This window comes from Deltaproteobacteria bacterium GWC2_55_46 (assembly GCA_001595385.3).
Classification (GTDB): domain Bacteria; phylum Desulfobacterota; class GWC2-55-46; order GWC2-55-46; family GWC2-55-46; genus UBA5799.
Genome location: LVEI03000001.1, coordinates 841,859 through 863,546 on the forward strand (window position 1 = coordinate 841,859; position 21,688 = coordinate 863,546).

The 21,688-nt window shown below is 55.0% G+C and carries 17 protein-coding genes; 12 read left to right on the forward strand and 5 right to left on the reverse strand.

Annotated features, from left to right (window positions below):
- The first annotated feature begins 172 nt into the window (after nucleotides 1-172).
- Both A2V21_304030 and A2V21_304035 read left to right on the forward strand, forming a co-directional pair.
- Entirely contained in the window at nucleotides 173-2,080 is a 1,908-nt protein-coding gene (locus A2V21_304030) for a carbon starvation protein CstA (protein OIJ73505.1), read from the forward strand.
- Between the two features lie 104 nt (nucleotides 2,081-2,184).
- Nucleotides 2,185-2,856 (forward strand): hypothetical protein, encoded by a 672-nt coding sequence (locus A2V21_304035; protein ID OIJ73506.1) that lies wholly within the window; start codon nucleotides 2,185-2,187, stop codon nucleotides 2,854-2,856.
- Between the two features lie 15 nt (nucleotides 2,857-2,871).
- Here the strand turns inward: A2V21_304035 and A2V21_304040 are convergent, their stop codons facing one another.
- Nucleotides 2,872-3,573 (reverse strand): hypothetical protein, encoded by a 702-nt coding sequence (locus A2V21_304040; GenBank protein OIJ73507.1) that lies wholly within the window; start codon nucleotides 3,571-3,573, stop codon nucleotides 2,872-2,874.
- A 4-nt stretch (nucleotides 3,574-3,577) separates the two neighbouring features.
- Entirely contained in the window at nucleotides 3,578-4,825 is a 1,248-nt protein-coding gene (locus tag A2V21_304045; protein OIJ73508.1) for a hypothetical protein, read from the reverse strand.
- 256 nt (nucleotides 4,826-5,081) lie between these two features.
- Between A2V21_304045 and A2V21_304050 the strand changes: the two genes are divergently transcribed.
- The 9 genes from A2V21_304050 to A2V21_304090 all read left to right on the forward strand — a co-directional run bounded on the left by A2V21_304050 (nucleotide 5,082) and on the right by A2V21_304090 (nucleotide 15,113).
- Entirely contained in the window at nucleotides 5,082-5,705 is a 624-nt protein-coding gene (locus A2V21_304050) for a hypothetical protein (protein OIJ73509.1), read from the forward strand.
- A gap of 191 nt (nucleotides 5,706-5,896) precedes the next feature.
- Complete coding sequence (locus A2V21_304055; GenBank protein OIJ73510.1) at nucleotides 5,897-6,910, forward strand: hypothetical protein; 1,014 nt, start codon at nucleotides 5,897-5,899, stop codon at nucleotides 6,908-6,910.
- Nucleotides 6,911-7,281: 371 nt separating this feature from the next.
- Nucleotides 7,282-8,277: a hypothetical protein gene (locus A2V21_304060; GenBank protein OIJ73511.1), complete on the forward strand. Its 996-nt coding sequence runs from the start codon at nucleotides 7,282-7,284 to the stop codon at nucleotides 8,275-8,277.
- 37 nt (nucleotides 8,278-8,314) lie between these two features.
- Nucleotides 8,315-8,830 (forward strand): hypothetical protein, encoded by a 516-nt coding sequence (locus A2V21_304065; GenBank protein ID OIJ73512.1) that lies wholly within the window; start codon nucleotides 8,315-8,317, stop codon nucleotides 8,828-8,830.
- A 40-nt stretch (nucleotides 8,831-8,870) separates the two neighbouring features.
- Nucleotides 8,871-9,833, forward strand: coding sequence for a hypothetical protein (locus tag A2V21_304070; GenBank protein OIJ73513.1), 963 nt, complete (start codon nucleotides 8,871-8,873; stop codon nucleotides 9,831-9,833).
- 6 nt (nucleotides 9,834-9,839) lie between these two features.
- Nucleotides 9,840-11,423 (forward strand): hypothetical protein, encoded by a 1,584-nt coding sequence (locus tag A2V21_304075; GenBank protein ID OIJ73514.1) that lies wholly within the window; start codon nucleotides 9,840-9,842, stop codon nucleotides 11,421-11,423.
- 74 nt (nucleotides 11,424-11,497) lie between these two features.
- Entirely contained in the window at nucleotides 11,498-12,289 is a 792-nt protein-coding gene (locus tag A2V21_304080) for a hypothetical protein (protein ID OIJ73515.1), read from the forward strand.
- Nucleotides 12,290-12,362: 73 nt separating this feature from the next.
- A complete protein-coding gene (locus A2V21_304085) occupies nucleotides 12,363-14,297 on the forward strand; it encodes a hypothetical protein (GenBank protein OIJ73516.1) in 1,935 nt (644 codons plus the stop codon).
- A 6-nt stretch (nucleotides 14,298-14,303) separates the two neighbouring features.
- Nucleotides 14,304-15,113 (forward strand): hypothetical protein, encoded by an 810-nt coding sequence (locus tag A2V21_304090; protein OIJ73517.1) that lies wholly within the window; start codon nucleotides 14,304-14,306, stop codon nucleotides 15,111-15,113.
- On the opposite strand, the gene A2V21_304095 is transcribed toward A2V21_304090, so the two are convergent.
- Nucleotides 15,110-15,901, reverse strand: a complete 792-nt coding sequence (locus tag A2V21_304095) for a hypothetical protein (protein OIJ73518.1) — start codon at nucleotides 15,899-15,901, stop codon at nucleotides 15,110-15,112. The genes A2V21_304090 and A2V21_304095 overlap by 4 nt on opposite strands.
- A gap of 188 nt (nucleotides 15,902-16,089) precedes the next feature.
- Nucleotides 16,090-17,886, reverse strand: coding sequence for a hypothetical protein (locus A2V21_304100; protein ID OIJ73519.1), 1,797 nt, complete (start codon nucleotides 17,884-17,886; stop codon nucleotides 16,090-16,092).
- 211 nt (nucleotides 17,887-18,097) lie between these two features.
- Between A2V21_304100 and A2V21_304105 the strand changes: the two genes are divergently transcribed.
- Entirely contained in the window at nucleotides 18,098-20,809 is a 2,712-nt protein-coding gene (locus tag A2V21_304105; protein OIJ73520.1) for a hypothetical protein, read from the forward strand.
- A gap of 59 nt (nucleotides 20,810-20,868) precedes the next feature.
- Here the strand turns inward: A2V21_304105 and A2V21_304110 are convergent, their stop codons facing one another.
- Nucleotides 20,869-21,678, reverse strand: coding sequence for a TIGR00268 family protein (locus tag A2V21_304110; GenBank protein ID OIJ75044.1), 810 nt, complete (start codon nucleotides 21,676-21,678; stop codon nucleotides 20,869-20,871).
- Between the last annotated feature and the right edge of the window lie 10 nt (nucleotides 21,679-21,688).

A 21,688-nucleotide genomic window follows, 5' to 3' on the forward strand; every position in this document is an offset into this window, starting at 1 on the left:
GCATCTCTATTGCCGAAAAACCCAAAGCCTGTGAAGGCATAAACCTGTTCATCCTGGGAACAGGAATCGGCTGCAAGCTTTAGACTCACCGGAAGAACTGTAAATTTTAAATCCCCCCCACATCCTTGACACCCCCTTCCACATAACTTAAAATGAGCGAAGACATGTTCCCATGAAATTATCCAGCGTGATCATAGCGATATTCGCGCTCCTTTTCGCAGTCTCATTCGGCGTCGTTGTGCGCGTCATAAACCCGTCCGAGAACGTCAACGCCCTCTGGCTCGTGGTCTCGGCCGCGTGCTTCTTCATCATAGTCTACCGCCTTTACGGGTCGTTCATCGCGGCAAAGATACTCGCCCTCGACGACAGACGCGTAACCCCCGCCATAAGGCTCAACGACGGCAGGGACTACCACCCGACGCATACCCTTGTGCTCTTCGGCCATCACTTCGCGGCCATAGCCGGGGCTGGCCCGCTCATAGGCCCGGTGCTCGCGGCCCAGTTCGGCTATCTCCCCGGCTTCCTGTGGATACTTATCGGCGCGGCCTTCGGCGGGGCGGTGCATGACATGATAATACTCTTCGCGTCTGTCCGCAGGAACGGATGCTCTCTTGCGCAGATGGCCAGGAACGAGGTCGGCCCTGTTGCCGGCTTTACCGCCGCGCTCGCCATCCTCTTTATCATCATAGTCGCGATGGCAGGCCTGGGGCTCGCGGTGGTAAACGCCCTGTACAAAAGCCCCTGGGGCGCCTTCACCATATTCATGACCATACCCATAGCCCTCCTCATGGGTGTCTACCTCTACAGGCTCAGGCCCGGCAAGGTCGCCGAGGTGAGCGTCATAGGTGTTGTGCTCCTTTTGGCGGCGGTGCTCGGCGGAAGGTACATACAGGGAAGCATGCTGGAGCCGGTATTCAGCCATGACAAAGGCTTTCTCATCTGGGCGCTGGCCATATACGGCTTTCTCGCCTCTGTCCTTCCTGTCTGGCTTCTGCTCGCTCCAAGGGACTATCTTTCGACATACTTGAAGATCGGGACGGTCCTCATCCTTGCCGGAGGGGTCATAATACTCGCCCCTGACATAAAGATGCCAGCCGTCACCAGGTTCGTCGACGGCGGCGGCCCGATAATCCCGGGCACAGTATTCCCGTTCATGTTCATAACGATAGCCTGCGGGGCCATCTCCGGCTTCCATTCGCTCATATCGTCAGGCACTACGCCAAAGATGATAGAGCGGGAGAGCGATATCCGCGCGATAGGCTTCGGCGCCATGCTCTGCGAGGGCTTTGTGGCGGTAATAGCCATCATTGCCGCTACGGTCCTCATACCGGGAGATTACTTCGCCATAAACACGACTCTTTCCGCAGACGCCCTGTCAGCCATGGGCTTCGCGCCTGAGAGGATATCCGAGCTATCCTCCACCGTAGGCGTTGACGTCTCCGGGAGACCTGGCGGAGCGGTTTCTCTTGCGGTAGGCATGGCCTCGATTTTCAGCGCCCTGCCCGGCATGACCGGGCTCATGCCCTACTGGTACAACTTCGCCCTCATGTTCGAGGCCCTTTTTATCCTCACGACCGTCGATGCCGGGACAAGGGTGGCGAGGTTCATCCTCCAGGAGTTCGGCGGCCGCTTCTACAGGCCGATCGGGCGGACCGATTGGATGCCGGGGGTGATACTTACGAGCGCGCTTGTAGTGGCGGCCTGGGGCTACCTCATAAGCTCCGGGAGCGTGTCGACCATCTGGCCCATGTTCGGGGTGGCAAACCAGCTGCTGGCGGCCCTCGCCCTGAGCGTTGGCACGACGATACTCCTTAAGATGGGCAAGGCACGGTACGTCTGGATAACCCTTGTGCCGATGGCGTTCATGGTAGTGATGACAATTGTCGCCGCATGGAAGCTTTTCTGGATATTCACGGCAAAGGCCGCCGCGTCCGTTGACCCGTCCCAGGCCTTCACGTTCAGGCTGGATTCCATACTTGTCGCTGTCATGGCCGCCCTCGCGGTAATAGCCGTCCTCGATTCAGCCATAAAATGGCGGGGCCTCATCTCAAAAGACCTCCCGGTCGCCGAAGCCGAATAGCAAAACCGCATAAAATCCCCTTGTTGAAAAGCTCACACGCACGTTCCGGCTGCGGATTCTTGACAAAGAGACGGCAGAAGATATGCTTTAGGCAGGAGGCCATAATGGATAAGTCCGCGCCTTACACGGATAGGCTTGCCGCGGGCAGGGCACTTGCGGAAAGGCTTAAAAAGCACTCTGGCGACCGCCCGGTCATAGTCGGCCTCCCCAGGGGTGGCGTTGTAGTCGCGGCCGAGATCGCCCGCGTATTGAAGGCCGATCTCGATGTGATACTCGCCGGAAAACTGAGGGCGCCATATAACCCTGAACTGGCCATAGGCGCTGTAACTGAAGAGGGGCAGGTCTATATAAACAACCTCGCCATAAGGAGCCTCCATATAAAGGAAAGCTATATAGAAGAAGAGCAGAGGTCCAGGCTCAACGCTATGAGGGAGCGCCTCAGCCTCTACAGGCTGGTCAAAGGCAAGGTGCCTCTCAAGGGAAGGACGGTTATCATCGTCGACGACGGCCTGGCCACGGGCTCCACGATGATATCAGCCATACAGGCCGCGCACGCCTCAGGGGCGAAAAAGATAATCGTAGCCGTACCAGGGGGGCCAGCCGACACGGTCGAGCGCATAGAGAACATGGACGAGGTCTCGGAGGTCATCTGCCCCCTCATACCGGACCTCTTCTTCGCGGTAAGCCAGCTCTATTACGACTTCCAGCAGGTCGAGGACATCGAAGTCATCGAGATATTGAGGGCCTCTGTGGAGGAAGAGCGAAAACGCGCCTGAAGCCCTTTCAGGCCTTTATATGATGGTCTGTATATAGCTTTCTATCGACTCCCTGTCATCCTGCGGCATATCCGTAAAGACGAGCGCCATCCCTGGATGTGAAACAAGCCTTTTAAAGGGGTCACGTGGATTGGATATGATGCTCAACTCCCTGTTCACCTGAATATTGTAGATGACCCTCGCCCCTGTCGAGAGCTCTTTTTGCGTGCCTGGAATGGAGAAGCTCAGAGCGCATGCCGAGTTTACGGCAAGCGGGTTGAGGCTCATGACGAATATGCCGTCCCTGCTCAACATGGAGGCGAACGACTTCATTATCTTCTGGCCTGAGACAAGCGTTACCGGTATGCTGACGGGCACCCTCGGGTTCCTCTTGAGCATCTTGTCGTAGAAAAGAGCCTTGTTGAGCAGGAATACTATGTCCTCGGGCGGTGTCTCCGGCGTGATGACCCCTATGAGCCCTGCCTCCTTTAAGCCCTGAACGTCCTCCTGCGAAAGCGCCATGGCCGTATAGATGAGAAAGGGCCTTGCAGCCCCCAACTCTATTTCCTTGAGGCCGTCCATGCTCGCCACCCCTATTATCGGCAGGCTCTCCGGCTCAGAAGGAAGCCCCGTGCCCTGCCCTTTCTCCCGCAGAGCGAATCCGCATTCCTTAATAGCCTCTCTTAACCCGGCTGAAAAAGCATCCGTTGAGCCTGCGAGCACGACACAATATGACATCGTCTTAACCCTGAATAGTTATTCTGTTCATCTTTACAGCCGCTATCGCGGCCTTGTGCTGCCGGGTAGCGAACTCTCTGAACCCCATGCCGGCCGCCCCTTCACCGGCATCCTTCCATCGGGTCCTCTTTGAGAAAAAGATCCTGCCGCCCTGATATATGACCGTCTCTATGAAAGGGTCGCCCCCGCCCTGGGCCTCTGTCTGCACATGGAAGACAGTACCAGAGTGGCTCACGTTATCGTTGAAGCCGAAGACCTCCTGCTCCGCTTGCGCTTCGGTCTTCTCGGAGAGCGAGCCTGCATCTTCCGGCTCGTTCACCGCCGCCTTAGAGGTACCACCTGAAAGGCCCTCAAGCCTGAACAGGTTCTGCACAATCGACTCTACATCCGAGTGCGCGTCAGAGGCGGATGGATCGAGCATGAACGGGCACATCTTGCGGGCAGCCGCCTTGACCGAAGGCCTTGAGAAGAGCGCCCCCAGGAAATCCGTCTCCAGGCCCAGAAACGTCTTGGCCGCGCCCTTGAAGGCGTCTACCACCTTGAGGTCGTCCTTCGACTGAGCCATGTTGAGAAGGAGCCTGGGCCTGAACCCCTTTATCTCTGAGACGGCTCTGGCCGCGGCATCCCGGTCATAAGCGGCTATCCTCTCGCATAGGTCTGAAAATGATTTGACGGCGCGCTCGCTCCTTACGTCGGTTGCTTCCTTTACGAGCTCGGTGAGACGCGGGTCATCTGAAAAGAGCCTCTGCAGCCTCCTGTACACGAAGCTCTTGAGGAATATGTAGGCGTTCTGGATGGCGGCGGGCTCAGGCACCAGGACCACTATGCCTTCGTTCGAGAGCGCGAAAAAATCAAGGACGTTGTAGGAAGAACCGGCGCCAAGGTCAACGATAATATACTCCGCGCCAAGGTTCCTGATGCCTTTTATGAGCTTCTGTTTTTGCGCGTAGGCCGGGTTCGCTATCCCCAGGAACTCGCCTGCCCCGCATATGAGCTTCAGGTTGGGCAGAGGGGTCGCTACCGCGGCCTCCCCGAGGTCTTTTATACGGCCCTTGAGAAAATCATCCAGACCGGCAGGAGGGTATCTGACGCCGAAATAGGTATGAAGGTTCGCTCCGCCCAGGTCCGCGTCGACAAGGATGACCTCCTTGCCGGCCCTGGCAAGGGCGCAACCTATATTGGCGGTCATGACGCTTTTTCCTATGCCGCCTTTACCCCCGCCCACAGACCATATGGCCTTGTTTGACGCCATGAGCCCTAAAATATACCCTTTAGGCGTGAATTGTCAATAATATTGAAGCTCCTGCAGGAAGCTGCGGAAGTCTTCGGCATGGAAGGAAAAAACTGTTACGATTCGATAACTTTACCACGAAGTCGACCGCGGGTGCGCTCGCGATCATATTGAAGGCCAGCGGCTTAAAACCTTGACAAGCACGCGGACTGTATAGTAAAAAGATATATGGTCCGGAAAATATAAAAAATGCAACCGCCCCAAGAAGGTATCCCGATTGAAGCCCCTTCCCCGACCCCAGAGCCTCCTCGCCATGCTGACATTCACGGCCATCTCCATACTGTTGCTTGGCTGCGGAGAGTCGCTGGAGGTCCTCGTAAATCCCAACGCGCCTCAGAAGAAAGTTGAAGAGTTCAAAAACTCTGATGATTACTATGACAAGTTCTTCAATGAGATCAAACACAGGGCTTCCATCAAGGAAGGCACTTCGGAGATCCTTGCCCTTGACGTCATGCCCAAGGACCCTTCAGGGAACGTAAACTGGACAGCCGCGGTCGTAGGCGGCTATATAGACCCCAGGGGGGCCATATACGAAGAGGAAGCGGCTGACGAACCGCCCTTTAACCTCAACATATTTATGGAAGCCAAGGTCCCGCTCATGTCCAACGTCATATTCCCCCACTCCGTGCATACATACTGGTTGAGCTGCAACAACTGCCACCCCAAGATATTCATACCCGAGGCGGGGGCCAACCCTATCACCATGGACGAGATATTCCAGGGGCAGTGGTGCGGAAGGTGCCACGGCAAGGTGGCTTTTACATTCTGGCCCCGTGACAACTGCGTAAGATGCCACGCGATCCTCAAAGGACAGTCCCTTGAGAAAGAGCGGTGGAGGTAATCGGTCCTGAAGATCCCTGAAAACACGCGCTCAGGTGATGACGCAATCAGGTCTTGACTTAGCCGGATTCAGCGTTGTAATATTTTAAATGGCAATCAGACCCACCGGCTTATAGTTTCAGCTCCAGCGGGAGCACATCTCCTGAAACAAACGAGGAAATCAAGATGAGTAAATTTCTAAAAAGGCTTTTGTTGGTCTTTGCCGTCCCGGCTGTCCTTTTCGGGTGCGCCGCCCCGCCTCTGCCGGACGTAGCATGGCCGGAACCACCTGACCAGCCCAGGATAAAATTTGTACGGGCGCTTCGCGGCAGCGCGGATTTCTCATCGGGCGGGGTTGCGGTCGATATACTGCTCGGGTCCGGGCAAGGGAATAACCTTAAAAAGCCCATGGGCGTTCACGCGGATAAGAACGGGAAAGTATACGTGACCGACACCGCGGCCGCCGACGTCTTCGTATTCGACACCAAGAACTCGAAGATGACCACACTTGTCGAGATGGGGGCAAGGGGATTCTTCAAGCCCATAAGCGTCACCACGGACAACAAGGGCAGGATCTTCGTAACCGACTCTCAGGTAGACAAGGTAGCCGTACTTGATCAAACGGGCAAGATGATCCAGAACCTTCAGCCCGCAGAGCCTTTCCAGCAGCCTACCGGGGTGGTGGCGGATGACGCCAACAACAGGCTCTATGTGACCGATACGCATTCTCATGACATAAGAGTCTTTGAGCTTGACACGCTGAAGCCGTTAAAAACGATAGGCAAACGGGGCAAGGAAGAGGGCGAATTCAACTTCCCCTCTCATATCAGCGTGGACAATAAAGGGAACCTTTATGTAGTCGACACCATGAACGGCAGGCTGCAGGTCTTCGACGTTGACGGCAAGTTCATCAGGGCCTTCGGCCAGTTCGGTGACTCCGCAGGCATGTTCGCCAGGCCAAAGGGCGTAGGGGTCGACAGCGAGGGGCATATATTCATAGTGGACGCGGCCTTCAACAACGTCCAGATATTCGATATCGAAGGGCAGATACTCATGTCCTTCTCCTCCTATGGCGCCGACAGAGGACAGTTGATTCTGCCTGCCGGCCTCTCTATCGATAATGAAGACTATATATACGTAGTTGACTCCTGGAACAGAAGGGTCAATGTGTACGAATATGTCGGCGAGAAATCAAAGGCCAGGGAGGCCTCCAAGGCAAAAAAATAATGACGGGCTTTTAATCAAAAAAGCCGCTCCGCAGGGGGCGGCTTTTTTTATTCCAGGGGAATAGAGCCCGTTTGCGCAGACCAGAGACGATTCTTCATGGGTGCCCTGGGAGTCCTCCAGCGACTACGGCAGGCGGATCGCTCACGAGGACTGAGTCGCCAGCGTCCCACCTTGCCTACTATTAAAATTTTTTAATAATCGTATAATCGATGTTTTAAGCAATAAGGGGTAAAATAGCCTCGCTTTTCAACACAACTCAGGGGGCGCGGGCATGCCTTCAAATAGCACCTGAAAAGACAGGAATTTAGTTTTTTTCTTCAGCGACTTTATATTATAATGCAACTTAACAAAAACCGGAGGTCTAAGAAACCATGCGCCTATCAAAGGTGTTTTTCATAACGTCGATCTTTGCGGCATTTTTATCTTTTTCCAGCGCCAAAGCTACTGAGCCGAGCGATACCGACGTGATCGTGAAGGTAAACGGCCATGAGATCACCAGGGAAAATATCGACTCGACTATCAACATGATGCTTCCGCTGGTAACCTATCACCAGACGATACCAGACGCGAAATACGATGAGATACGGCAGAAGGCCATACACACGCTGATAGACAACGAGCTTATCTACGAATACGCCATCGCGAACAAGCTTGATAAAGTCGACAAAAAAGAGGTCGATAAGCAATTAAAGGAGATCAGGAAAAAACTCCCGCCTGGCGAGACCCTTCAAAAGGTGCTCAAAAGAAGCAATCTGACTCTGGATGAGCTCAAGAACACGTTCAAGAAAAACACGGTCATAACCAAGATCCGGAAGTCAAAGGCCGAGGAGTTCAAGAAAAACGCGGAGACAACGGTAACAGAGCAGTTCATGAAGGACTATTACAACAACAACCTCAATAAATTCAAGGAACCCGAGCGCGTGCACCTGAGTTCCATACTTATCAAGGCTGACCCGTCAGGCGGACAGAAGGTCTGGAATGAATCGAAGAAAAAAGCCGATGGGATCCTTGAGCTTGTGAAATCAGGCCAGGACTTTGCCAAGCTGGCGCAAGAGCACTCGGAAGACCCTACCGCAAAGGATGGCGGCGACATGGGCTGGGCCCATGTCGGCAGCATTTCAGAGGAGATAGGGGCGGCCATAGAGGGCGTGAATACCGGAGAGGTCGTAGGGCCTGTGATGGACATGTACGGGTATCATCTGGTCAAGATCGAGGAAAGAGTACCCTCCACCCAGAAAGCGTTTGAGTCCCTTAACATTGATAAGCTAAAGACGGAGCTCATTGAAAAAGAGAAGAAAGAAGCCATGAAAAAGTGGCTGAAAGGCCTCAACGATTCCGCCAAGGTCGAATACCTTGAGCAGAAGTAATATCAAAACATCCAAAGGCTAGAGAGCGCGTATGAGAATGAGAACGATAAACAGTAAAAAACCGGCTGGCATCTGGCTTGCCGCCCTGTTCCTCCCTTTGGTAGCGGCCGTGACGTTCGGGTGCTCGGGAGGTGACACCGGCTCGAAGCCTGAATCCTTAAACGCGAAAACGACAGCGTCAAAGCCTGAAAAAATCGACCTGGAGCAGGGCAAGGAGATCTACTTCAAGTACTGCCATTTCTGCCACGGCCAGAAAGGGTACGGGGACGGTCCGGTTGGGATCGCTTTATCACCGCACCCTGCCAACTTCGTTGAGGACAGGAAGAGGATGGACAAAACGGACGAGGAGATGTTCCGGTCGATTACCGCCGGCATACACAAGGACATAGGCGGAGAGGCCATGTCGATGCCAAGGTGGCAGGAGATACTCACGGACGCCGAACGCTGGAACGTGCTGGCTTACATAAGATTCCTTGAACAGGAGGGCCTGAAGGCCGCAGAGGCAAAAGAACTTACGCCCTCAGGACGGACGGGAAAAACTGATGCGCGATAGTCATAAGGTAATATCTACAGCCTTGTTCTCCCTGTGCCTAATGGCCGGCGTGAACTCATATGCCAACCAGAGCCAGGAATACGACCCCGTAACCGGCGAACCTGACTGTACCAAATGCCATACCTCCGACAGGAGATACTCGATCGACTACACCAGGGACGATACCTGCGTGGGATGCCATGGCCCCGGCTTGAGCGAAAATTATATTGACATAAATGAACGGTACGGCTCGCCCCATGCCACTGCCGAGATGGAACGGTACGCCAGGGCGGAGAAGGCCTCTGCCAAGGACAAAAAATCATCGAGGCCGACGAAGGGCCCAAAAGATATGGTGCTTGTGCCTGCGGGTGAGTTTACCATGGGCGCGAACGACTGGTGGCCCAAGAGTCAGCCAGCTCACAAGCTGAACATGGATTCATTCTACATAGACATATACGAGGTCACAAACAAAAGATACATGGTCTTTGTCGACGCAACCGGACGCCCGGCCCCAAGCCACTGGACAGGCGGGCGCATCCCTGAGGGCAAGGAAAACCACCCGGTAATATACGTGACCTGGGCCGATGCCGACGCCTTCTGCAAGTGGGAGGGCAAGAGGCTTCCCACGGAGCAGGAATGGGAAAAAGCCGCCAGGGGTACCGATGCAAGGACCTTCCCGTGGGGGACTAAATTTGACAAGAACAAGGGCAACACCCCCCAGTACGGCAACGAAGACACCATGCCGGTCGGAAGCTTTGAGAACGGCAAGAGCCCTTACGGCATCTACGACATGGCGGGAAACGCCTTCGAATGGACGGACAACTGGTTCAAGCCTTACGCCGGGAACACCCACCATGACGAGAACTACGGCGAGAAGTACAAGGTGCTCAAAGGCGGGTCCTGGTACGACTGTACGTACTACAAGTGCGGCATAAGCGCCCCCGCGTTCAACAGGATATTCTTCCATCCCCTGACGAAGAACAACAACTTCGGCTTCAGGTGCGCCAAAGGCGCGAAGGAATGATCCGGGATGGAAGGGCCTGAACTCAAGCGGCAAGTGTCCGCAAGCAGATACCTGGTTTTCACCGCCTTTATATGCGGCGCGATAGTAATGGTCCTGGAGCTACTTGGCTCGAGGATCATAGGGCCTCCATTCGGCGTAAGCCTTTTCGTGTGGACGTCGCTCATAACCGTCACGCTCGTCTCGCTCGCCCTCGGGTACTGGTTCGGAGGAAAGCTCGCGGACAGGAAGACGAGCCATACAGCGCTCTTCACGGCCATACTCCTCGCTGGCCTCTTCGTGCTCTCTATTCCGCTCACAAAGGGCGTTGTCATAGACAATGCCCTCATCCTGGGTCTCAGGGCAGGGTCGCTTGCAAGCTCCGCGGCCCTTTTCGGGCCTCCCCTTTTCCTGCTCGGGATGGTGAGCCCCTTTACAGTCAAGCTATATATGGACGATGGAATGGGGGTCGGCAGGACCGTCGGCTGGCTCTACGCTGTCTCCACCTTCGGCAGCTTTCTGGGCACGGTCCTCACAGGCTTTATCCTGATACCGAGCCTCGGCGTAAACAACATCATCTACCTCTCGGCCCTGGTCCTCGTCGCTTTATCCGCGGGGTACTGGGTGTTTTTCAGGAAGAAAGCCCTGGCTGCCGCGCTCATAGCGCTCCCGGTCCTGTTCTTCCTCGCGCCTGAGGAACTTCCTTCCGTTGTGAGGCCCGACGGCACAAAGGTATCGATTATCTCAGCCAGGGACAGCGCCTACGGGCAGATAAAGATAGTCGATTACTCCTACGGCGGAGTGACATTAAGGGAATTCCTCCTTGAGAATATGATCCAGGGTGCCATCGATGTCAACACTGGCCTTTCGATATCAAAGTACACATATTACTCCGAGCAGATAGCGATGGGGTACAAGCCTGACTCAAGGCGCGCCCTTGTCATAGGCCTCGGCAGCGGGATAGTCCCGAAGAGATTCGCCTCGCACGGCATAAAGACGGACGTGGTGGAGATTGACCCGGGCGTGGTGGACGCGGCTGCAAAATACTTTTCTTACGACCCCTTAACGCATGACACCTACATAGAGGACGGAAGATATTTTCTCAAGTCTCCCGGGGACGACTACGACATCATCTTTCTCGACGCCTTCTCCGGAGACACCCCGCCAAGCCACCTCGTGAGCGTCGAGGCGTTCGAGCTTATGAAAAAAAGGCTCTCCCGTGACGGCATCCTCATCATGAACTTTATCGGCGAGAACCGGGCCAGCAACCCGATAGTGCCCTCTATGGTCCAGAATACCCTTAAAAGGGTATTCCGTCACGTGGACATATATACCTCGCCCGGTTATTTTTCCGAGACGCCTCATGTGCTGAACATGATATTCGTGGCTTTCGATGACGAAAGGGCCGTTAATACCGGCTTTCTCCCGGACAACGTTTATCCGCCGATCGTACAGGACCTCAAGGGCCTTTACTCCAGGAAGGTATCGCTTAAACAGGCGGATCTTGTTTTTACCGACGATTACAACCCTATCGACTTCTACGACATCGAGACAAGGGAGCTCTTCAGGAAAACCGTTATATCGAACACCGACAGGGCGATATTCATTTATTGACCACGGGATATCCGGGGTAAAAGTTTTTTTTCGGAAGGGCTTGCCCTATCCATCCAAGCCAGGAGGTTATTGAAATGCTTACCGCCGCATACAGATGCCTTGCGCTTCTTTCAGCGCTCGCCATATTCACGGGGTGCAGCTCCTCTGCCCCGGAAAACATGGTCCAAGTGCCTAAAGGGGAGTTCATCATGGGGAGCAACGAGGTAGATAAGGAGGCCAAGGCCATTCAGTACGGCGATAAAAGGCCATGGTACGCCAATGAAGGGCCTGAGAGGAAGGTACAACTCAAGGAATTCCATATAGACAGGACAGAGGTCACCAACCTCCAGTATAAGGAGTTCGTTCAAAAGACAGGACGGCCCCAGCCGCCTCACTGGGCCGGCGGGACATATCCGGCAGGCCTGGACGAGCACCCTGCCGTACTCGTAAGCTGGGCTGATGCCGATGAGTACTGCAAGTGGAAGGGCAAGAGGCTTCCGACAGAGGCCGAGTGGGAAAAGGCCGCGCGCGGCACGGATGGCAGGAGGTTCCCGTGGGGAGCGGACTTCGATACAAAGAAAGTAAACACGCTCGGCGAGTACAATGGCACGCTTCCGGTAGGCACGCTCAAGGACGGCGCAAGCCCATACGGCGCCATGGACATGTCCGGCAACGCTCAGGAGTGGACGGCGGACTGGTACCTCCCCTATCCCGGCAATGACTTCAACGACAAGGATTACGGCGAGAGATACAAAGTGGTAAGGGGCGGCGGCTGGGGAGGCATGGGCCACTACAGCCTGCAGGTCTACGTAAGGTCGGCCTTCAGGAACGCTGCCCCTCCGCAGGAACGCTTCGACGATGTGGGCTTCAGGTGCGCCTGGCCGTAACAGCGCGCGTTGCTTCTGAAAAACCTCATCCCGGCGTTATTGCAGCTCTTCCGATGGAAAGGACCGTCTTTTGATGTCTCGCAGCGGCAAGCAGACAATATGCGCGATTCTGCTTGTAATATCAGGCGCCCTTCTGCCTGACACGGCATTTTGCGTTGAAGAGGACCTCTATATCTACAGGCTCCTTTTCGGAGGCGTCCAATTCACTTTTGAGAAGATAACGACCGATGAGAACGGCCACGAGCAGGAACGTTCCCAATTCCGGCAGGCCTACTACCTTGATACGCTTGGGCCTATTTACTCCCGCTTCCTGGCCACCTATAACGCCGGCATCAGGTTCGTCAACTCCAGCACCGGTTCGGGGTCGTCAGGCTCCGATACGGAAACCGATTCCATTTATTATTATCTCACGACCAACCTGCTTCCGAAATCATCGATCCCCCTTACCCTGTCGGCTTCCCGCAGCGCTTCCACCACCGAATACGGGACCGGCAACTCCGAGATCACCACTAACCATTACGCGCTGCAGTGGTATCTGGGACTCAGGACCTTGCCCAAGACCGCTATCTTCATAGAAAAGACCGATACCGAGACCGACAACACAAGCCAGAACACAATGAACTACAGATTAAACATGGAGAAAAGGGTAGGCAAGTCCTCAAATGCCCTCTATTATACCCTGTCGGAGTCCGACAGCTCTGGCGGCAGTTCCAGCACCAACTCCTCGATAAACTTCATCAACGGCACAAGGCTTTCGAAGGACACCTCGATAAACTTCGGGTTTTCAAGGGGAAATAGCGAAACGGATTCCGCTGGCACGGCGACCAGCACCGACGTCCAGGGATTGAATATCAATCTCTATTCCTCCCCCAGCCGGGAGTTCGCCCAGACGCACAGTTACACGTACTTCAACAGCGATACCGGAGAGAGTACGGACACAGGACAGACCTACAACGGATCCATGAGCTACAGGTTCTCCGGCGCGCTGACATCCAGCATGGCCCTTTCTGTTACCGAGGCCGTCTCTGAAAACCCGACCATAACGACTGAAAGCACCTCTTTTGCCTACAATGCCGGCATGAGCTACGCCATAAACAGGAACATGTCCCTCTCCCAGACCATCGCCTACAGCTCTTACGATAGCACCTCAAGCGACACCAATGAAGCGTTCAGCGAACAGACCTCGATAGGGTACCACACCGACTATCTTGGCTGGGCAGACCTCTCCACCAGTTACGGCCTGGGCTACAGCTACCAGCGATACAACGAAAACCCGACCCTTACAGGTCTTGCGCAGAACTTCTCGCTATCGCTCAGCAGTATTGACGTGACCCAATACGCTCTGTTCAACGCCAACTTCAATCTGCGCGACACTTCCAACAGCTCCGGTAGCTGGGAGAGCTATAGGTCCTACGACTTCAACGCGCTCAGCAGGAAATGGAAAAAATATGTTGGGCTCGCAGCTACTTACCACAATGAGACCGAGAGCCACGAGTTCTCCCTCCTGGGGAGGGAGAGCGAAAGTTTCAGATTCACCGCCAACTCCAACTATTTCCAGAACACCACACTGGCATTCTCTTCTGATTACAGCAGCACAACCAACAGCGTAAGCGGCACCTCCGACATAATACGCAACGACTTCAGCGCGACACACAACCGGACCGTCAAGGGTGGCCCCCTGAGTCTTTTTCTCAGGTGGTCCACTGTCGATCAGTCGTTCAATGGCGGGACGGACTCCACCCTGATCACAGCCTACGGCGCGACATATGGCAGGAGGGTCTTGCGGAATGCGTCCTGGGTTATCGCGGCGAACAGGACGAATACCACATACAAGAACACCTCCAGCCATGTCACCTCTGTATCCAATGCTTTAAACTTTGCCCTGAGGAGCTGGTTATTATCGCTCCGACACAACTACAGCATGACCAAAGACCAGACAAGAGACCAGGTCGAGAACAGATATTACATGCAGATCTCAAGAAACTTCGCGAGTATGCTTCCTTTTTAGCCGGCCATGAAAAACAACTCAGCGGCTGTAGCCGCAACATCACTTGTCTTGCTCGCGGTAGTAATCGCCTATTCCTTTGCCGCGCACTCCAGGAACTTCGTCTGGTCTGACCCTCTGACCATGTGGCGTGACACGGTGACGAAATCACCGATGAAGGGCAGGGCCCATTACAATTACGCGACAGTGCTTGTCGGCGCCGGGCAGTTTGAGAAGGCGCTTGAAGAGAACCTGAAGGCCGTGGAGATAACCCCCGGGTACGCGAGGGCGCACTTCAATATCGGAGCTATCCTCCATGTCTGGGGACGCAATGACGAGGCCGCCGCCAGATATAAACTGGCGATAGAGCTTAAACCCGATCTGGCGGAGGCGCACCTCAACCTCGGTTTCATATATTATACGAAGGGCCTTCTTAAAGAGGCCATGTCGGAGTACGCTCTTGCGGCCAGGCTCAAGCCCACAAACCCGAAGGTATACGTCAACATGGGGAATATCTACAGGGACACGGGGATGCCGGAGAAGGCCCTTGCCGAATACAGCAAGGCATTGTCATATGACCCGGCTAACGTACAGGCTATCATGAATATCGGCGGTATACTTATTAAGACGGGCAGGGCCATGGAGGCTCTGCAGGAGTTCCGGCAGGCTATCGCATTGGACCCCGGGCTTGCTGAAGCGCATTATATGCTGGGGGGAGCCCTTATCGCGCTCGGAAGGACTAAAGAGGCCAGGGCAGAGCTTGAGGCTGCGATGATGCTGGACCCGGGGCACGAAGGCGCGCGCGAGGCCTTTATAAGGCTTAATAACGGTAAGTATTAGGAACGGATCTTCCGCAGGGCGTTCTGCGCCTCTTCCCTGACAGGTTCGAACGGGTAATCAGCGAACGCCTGAATAAAGCCCTCGAAGCCCTTCGCCTTGCCCTTGAGCGAGGAGGCCACCTTAAGCAGCTCTATGACCGACCTGGAGTCCTTCCTGTCGCCAGCGTTCATCAGCGCGTCGAATATCCTCATGACATCGGCCTGGACCATGTCATCACCGGCGGCGGCGAGCGCCTCAGCCGCGGAAGCCATCGCTTCCCCATCCCCTGAGCCGATTACATTCAACAGCGCCTCAACGCCTTTCCTGCCGGCGTTGGCCAGGGCCTGCGCGGATGTGAGCCTGTAGAACGGCTCCCGCTGCTCAAGCATCTGTTTTTTGACTATTTCAACGCCATCGGTGAAACCCTGGACGAGCGCGGTCGCCGACGCTTTCCGTACATGATATATCTCGTTATCGAGGTGCTCCATAAGCTTTTCTTTCGCGTCATGTGTCTTGAACCTGGCGAGCTCCTGGGCGGCCATTATTGAAACATCCTCGTCCTTATGGGTAAGGGCGTCGGTGATGATATTAAAGAAGGCCTTGTTCCTGGCCAGGGCTATCGTGTGGACGATAGTCTTGGCGAAGACCCCCTGAGGAGGATCATCGATCAAAAGGGTCAGCTCATTTGAGGTCCCTGCCTGGTCTTCCTTCGCCAGGTGATTGAGGAGCATCGCCCCTTCCTCCCTTGTGACGGTCCCGGCCATCACCTTGGAGAACATGGTGGTCAGCTTGTCTTTTATCGAGCTCATCCGAGTCTGTCTGTTCCTTCTGCTTTCATTAAGGGGCCGCACCCTTCCGGGCTCAGGCGATACTACGTTTCGAGATCGTATGGCAGCATGCCCCAGAGAAGTTAAGCTCTTGGATTATAACATAAAAGCCGCAGGGGACAACAAGATTATCAAATGCCGGCAGAGCCCGTCTTCCAAGCCCCCGAGCTTCATCTCTCATCTTTTTCGAGCCTTGGGACAGACGCCGCCAGGTCAGGCCGTAGAGCAACCGCCCTGTTGTAAGCGGCCCTGGCCCTTTCCTGGTCTCCTGTCTTCGAGTAGAGCTTGCCAAGGTTTACAAGGGCGTCCCAGCTCGCCGGATTGAGCTTGAGAACAGAGTCAAGAAGATATTCGGCGGACCCGAAGTCCCCTTTTTCCATAAAGGCGAGCGCCAGGTTATACATGGCGTTCTCATTGTCCTTTTGCGCCCGGATAGCCTTTACATAATATTCTATCGCCTTGTCCAATTCCTTCCCCTCGTGGTGCATGGTGCCGAGGTTATAGAGCGCGGCCGCGTTCGCGGGGTTTATCCTGACGGTCTCGCTGAAATGATATACGGCCTTATCCCGCTCTCCCCTTCCCATATAGATCATACCCAGGTTGAGATGCGCCTTTTCCGCCTGAGGATTGAGCTTCAAATCCTCGTTGTACTGCTCTATCGCCTTGTCTATCTTCCCGCCCCTGTGATACGCCCACGCGAGGTTATACCTTACCCGCTCCTTTGCCGGGCTCTTCAAGACAGCGTCCTCGTAGAGCGTCATCCCGTTCTGCCAGACGTTATTGCGCGCGTAGGCGGCCGTGCCCAGAGGCAGGACCATGAGCGCAAAGGCGGCAGCTACGGCCTTCCACGGCCCACCGAGGCCCGCCTTGCCCCATACAAAAAAAAGGCCCGCGCTTGCCGACAACGCAACACCAACGCTTGGCAGATAGAGCCTGTGCTCGAATATAAGGTCCTTTATCGGGACTATGGACGACTCCACGGAGATGGTGATGAAAAACCAGAGCCCCCCGGCCGATATAAGGGCCAGGTATCCGCTCCCTCCCCTCAAGAACCTGATAAAGAGATAGACCGCTCCGATGAAAAGGGAGGATATGAAGATGAATGAAGCGAAGACCTCTGGCGCGAAGAAAGAACTGAACATGGGATAATCATAATCAATCGTCTGATCGACGGGCAGCACAAGCAGGCGCAAATAGGTGACTATCACCCTGAACTGGGTCACGAGGTAGTCGTGCCTGGAGATATTCTGCAGGTCCCGTATCTGAGCGCCGATCAGATTACCCCCGACGCCATCCACGCCCATTGGGCCAAAGATCATATACGGGATGACCGCCATGGCAAGGAGTATTGGCGTAAGCTTTAACAGCCTCCTTCCAGGCCGCCCCCTGAACAAGGCCAGCTCTATCATAAGGAGCGTAAAGGGGAGCGTGAAGCTTATCTCCTTTGTCATCTGGGCGGCCCAGACGGAGATGAGCCCGGCAAGGTACAGGACGGCCCTCGTCCTGGCCTCAGAAAGCCTCCATTTGAGGTAAAAAACGATACCGAGAAGATAAAAAAACGTGGCGAGAGAGGCGAACCTCTGCGAGATATAGGCCACCGCCTCTGTCTGCACCGGATGGACTATGAACAGGAGCGCGGCAAGCGCCGCTATCTGGAAAGAGGGCAGGCCCTTTTCAGAAAGCCTCGGGGTCCTCGTCAGCAACCCGGAGAAGAAAAATACAAGGATGCCATTAGCTATATGAATGGCGATGTTCACGGCATGGTAGCCTCTAACGTCCATGCCGTTGGCAAAGAAGTTAAGGGCGAAGGTAATGTATGTGAAGTACCTTGTGCCGCCGGGAGGCCAGAAGCTCTCTGGCCTGTACGCGCTGCTGTAGTCTACTACGTACAGATAATCATCGAACTGGAAAGTAGCGGTGAAGGTATTAGAGTAAACGGCAACGGCCAGGAGGGCGATGAAAAACAAGACCGCCGCTACGGAAAGTCTTTTATGCCCCGACAGGAAGTTGTCTAAACCAGACATAGAGATTGGGTCCCCTGGAAAATTGCGTTATTTTACCCTAATTTACATAAATGGCACAAGGGTTTATGTTGTGACTTACGACCTTGATTAGGCTGATGTTTATTGATAAGCTAAGGTTTGGCGGACTGAAACCCCGATTTTAAAAAGGTCGTAAATGGCTGGTTACAGCGGCAGCAGACTTGAGATCCTTGACCGTCTCCTCGCGCTTGGGGCGGAGGTGCCGGAGGGCAGGCTTTGGACCCTTGACCCCAAGAGCCTTAGGTTCAAACACGGCGAGACGCTTGCCGAGCTCAAGGTCCCATACCACATGGGGGGAGAGGACGAAAAGTGCGTTGAAGAGGCGGTCCTCGGCCTCGTCTCGGTCCTTTCAAAGCGGTACGACCCTAAAAAAGAGGGGGCTGAGTCCGCTGTCCATCTGCCAATAGGCCTCCTCAAGGAAAAGACATTCCGGACAGACCTCTTCATCTCAGATTCCCTCGAAAAAGATACGGCCACCTTTGCCCTCTCGGGCGTGCCGTACATCGACAGCGCGATACTCTCCAACTGGCTTGGTTCCGAAGGCCACGGACGCAGGCTCGTTAAGTGGGTCCACGAGTACTTCGGGAAGATGATGAAGGAAGAGGCCCGGACCGACGTGGATGAAAGGACAGCCTACCTTGCCCTCCTTGCCGTCATAAACACGGTAAGGAAAAAAAAGGAGAAGGCCAAGGGGTTCAGGATAAAGGGCCTTTCCTACGAAAGGCTCGACCTTATAACAGGCCTTGTGATCTTCCTGACCTTGAGGACGTCCCTTTCCTGGTTCTTCAAAAAGCTTAAAACAAGCGGGGCATCATCTTACAACCCGGCTGCGGAATTATTACTTTCGTCGGCACTGGTCCCCAAGTCCTTTCTCGCCATACCCGCAAGCCTTGTGTCAACTACGCTCAACCCGTACGGGATAAGCGCCGAGGCCTTCGACGCGCTCGGAGGCGTACTCCCGGCCATATACGACGCCGCCTCCGCAGAGGAACTGCTCTCAAGGAGCGTCCGAGCCGTCGGCGGCAACAATGAGGTCAACGAGGTCGTACAGGCCCAGGCCAACATAAACAGGTTCAGACAGGAGTCCCTGGCATACCTTTCGGAGATCGACCAGCCGGGATCTGACGCGCAGTCGACCCTCTATGAGCTCTACAACGAAGACAGGCTCATAAAGAACTTCCTCTCAGACCACAAGTCCATTGCGAACCTCTCAGCCGCGCTCGAAGAGGTGAGAAAGAACCATGTGAAAGACCAGCACAGGGCTGAGAAGCTCGAATCGTTCCTCGACTTCCTTGCCGGCTTCAGGAAATCGGTCTTCGGCAGCTTCTTCAAGGGGCCCAGGAAGGCCGAAGAGATAACCGGCGTCATACAGGGCTATTACGCCTGCGCGCTCGACAACCACGTTGAGCGCAACGCTGGCCCCATGCGTACCTGCCTTGCCGACAGGCGGGAAGAGTACAAGCACAACCTGCTGGTCGATGAGTACAACAGGGGACGCCTGTACAGGTTCTCAACCGATGACAGGCCTGCCCTCAAGACCCTCGCGGTCGAGGAGGAAGGGCAGCTCTTCATCGATATGAAGGACTTCTCCCGGAAGACCTTGAACGTCAAGGAAATAGCGATGGCGGATTTCATGCGGGAGCATTTTTACACCCCGATCCTTAACGCCGCGAGCCGCTACGCCGTTGGCACGGGCGTGACAGCCAACGAGCGCGGCATAAGGCTTACGAACCTCCCCGGCGACGCGGCCATCTTCTCCGGCGGCGTGACGAACCTGGTGGCGCTCGCAAAGGACATACAGCAGATAATACGGGGCTACCGCGAGGAGCTATTGAAAAGGCTGCCCCCTAAAAGGGATGACGAGGTACTCGAAGAGGTCCACAGGAGATTCGCGGCAAGGAAAGACGCGCTCAGGCAGAAGAGGGCTGAACTGAATGAGTCGATGGCCAGAAACGAGGCTGGTATCGAGACCAGGCTCGTGGCTCTCGGTGAAGAGGAGCACAGGCTCGAGAACACTTACAGAGAGGAGCTTGAGGCCGCGATAAAGGGAGAGCTTGAGGCCGGGCTTTACATCGCGTACGGTGCCAAGGCTGAGAACATGGTCATCGAGACAAGGGAAGATTTCTCCGGGCCGGTAAGCGTATCGATAGGCGGAAAGATAAACGAGGCCTCAAGAGGCACCTTCAGGAACCCGCTGGTGAGGGCAAAGCTCGAAAGGTCGCTTGAGAACGAAAAGAGCCGCCGCAGGAACAAGGCCATACGCTACCCGTTCGACGTTTACATAGACAGGGTATTCTCGATAAAAGTCCCGACCGAGCTCGACAGCGCCTTTGAGAAGCTTTTGACCTCGCACAGGGAGACAAACGTAAAGGCCATGTCCCAGGTGGTGGCCAACGAGTTCCTTGGCGACATCAACAGGATAATCTCAGGGGAGCCGTTCTCGAACCTCCGCGTCATATCGGCCACTACCGACATATACAACAAGGGAGAGGTCTTAAGCATAAACGCCCTTGAGGCCTATATGAAAGAGGGCCGGGGATTGAAATGGTTCTTCAGAAAAACAGTCCGGACAAGCGAGCTCTGCCCTTCCATACAGGAAGAGTTCTTCATCCCGTTCGACCCGCTGGACCTCTGGTTCAGCCTCGACCCGGTGAAGGGGGTAGACCGGGTCGAGGCATTCTGCAAGGTCGGCGAGGTGATATTCAAGGGCTTCGAGGCAACGACACCGATGGTCGTCTATGAGATCATCAACCCTGAGGGGGATTTCTTCAAGGCGCTGGTAAAGAACCACTTCCAGCAATGGCTGGATGAGTCAAAGGCCGAGCAGCGACTTACAGAGAAGGCCTGAACGACCTTCATCCCTGGCTTGTTGCCGAAGAATTTGTTCGGGCTGCCAATAGCCCTTTCCTATTTCGTAAGCGCCTCATTCATGCTCCCCGTCCTGTATCCCTCAAGGTCAAGGGCAACGTAGATAAACCCTATCTCCTTAAATCCCTGGACCACCTTTTTTCTCAAGCCTTCGTCAAGGAATAGCTTAAGGGCGCCCTCCTCGACCTCTATCCTGACTATATCGTCATGATAGCGGACCCTGAACTGCCTGAACCCGAGCGACCTTAAAAACTCCTCTCCCAGCGCTACCTTCTTTAGCCTCGGCTCGGTTATCCGCGTGCCGTATGGGAAGCGGGAAGAGAGGCAGGCGAAGCTCGGCTTGTCCCATGTCGGGAGGCCAAGCTCCCTGCTGAGCAGTCTTATCTCCTGCTTGGTGAGCCCGGCTTCCTGAAGCGGGCTCCTTACGCCCACCTCCTTCGCGGCGGTCCGGCCTGGCCTGAAATCATTCAAGTCGTCGGAGTTCGACCCGTCGGCAACGCACTTAAAGCCAAGGGCGTCGGCCTCATTGCGGGAGATGCTGAAGAGCTCGCTTTTACAGTAATAGCACCTCTTCTCCGTGTTCTCGGCGAAGTTCGGGATCTCAAGCTCATTTGATTCGATTATGATGTGCCTCGCCCCGATGAGCTTCGTAAGGCGGCAGGCCTCGTTGAACTCGCCTTCAGGGTACGTGGGGGATGTCGCGGTAATGGCAGCGGCCTTCTCCCCGAGCGTGGCGGCAGCGACCTTAAGAAGGAACGTGGAATCCACGCCTCCTGAAAAAGCGACAAGGACGGAGCCCATCTCTTTCAAAATGGATCTGAGCCTTTCCAGCTTGGAGAACGCGGTCATCTCGTCTCCA

Excerpts from the sequence above, each read along its gene's own strand:
- A2V21_304035 (OIJ73506.1), top strand. The coding sequence starts at position 2,185 with ATGGATAAGTCCGCGCCTTACACGGATAGGCTTGCCGCGGGCAGGGCA.
- A2V21_304030 (OIJ73505.1), top strand. The coding sequence starts at position 173 with ATGAAATTATCCAGCGTGATCATAGCGATATTCGCGCTCCTTTTCGCA.
- A2V21_304075 (OIJ73514.1), top strand. The coding sequence starts at position 9,840 with ATGGAAGGGCCTGAACTCAAGCGGCAAGTGTCCGCAAGCAGATACCTG.
- A2V21_304105 (OIJ73520.1), top strand. The coding sequence starts at position 18,098 with ATGGCTGGTTACAGCGGCAGCAGACTTGAGATCCTTGACCGTCTCCTC.
- A2V21_304085 (OIJ73516.1), top strand. The coding sequence starts at position 12,363 with ATGTCTCGCAGCGGCAAGCAGACAATATGCGCGATTCTGCTTGTAATA.
- A2V21_304095 (OIJ73518.1), bottom strand. The coding sequence starts at position 15,901 with ATGAGCTCGATAAAAGACAAGCTGACCACCATGTTCTCCAAGGTGATG.
- A2V21_304040 (OIJ73507.1), bottom strand. The coding sequence starts at position 3,573 with ATGTCATATTGTGTCGTGCTCGCAGGCTCAACGGATGCTTTTTCAGCC.
- A2V21_304045 (OIJ73508.1), bottom strand. The coding sequence starts at position 4,825 with ATGGCGTCAAACAAGGCCATATGGTCTGTGGGCGGGGGTAAAGGCGGC.
- A2V21_304060 (OIJ73511.1), top strand. The coding sequence starts at position 7,282 with ATGCGCCTATCAAAGGTGTTTTTCATAACGTCGATCTTTGCGGCATTT.
- A2V21_304110 (OIJ75044.1), bottom strand. The coding sequence starts at position 21,678 with ATGACCGCGTTCTCCAAGCTGGAAAGGCTCAGATCCATTTTGAAAGAG.
- A2V21_304080 (OIJ73515.1), top strand. The coding sequence starts at position 11,498 with ATGCTTACCGCCGCATACAGATGCCTTGCGCTTCTTTCAGCGCTCGCC.
- A2V21_304065 (OIJ73512.1), top strand. The coding sequence starts at position 8,315 with ATGAGAACGATAAACAGTAAAAAACCGGCTGGCATCTGGCTTGCCGCC.
- A2V21_304070 (OIJ73513.1), top strand. The coding sequence starts at position 8,871 with ATGGCCGGCGTGAACTCATATGCCAACCAGAGCCAGGAATACGACCCC.
- A2V21_304090 (OIJ73517.1), top strand. The coding sequence starts at position 14,304 with ATGAAAAACAACTCAGCGGCTGTAGCCGCAACATCACTTGTCTTGCTC.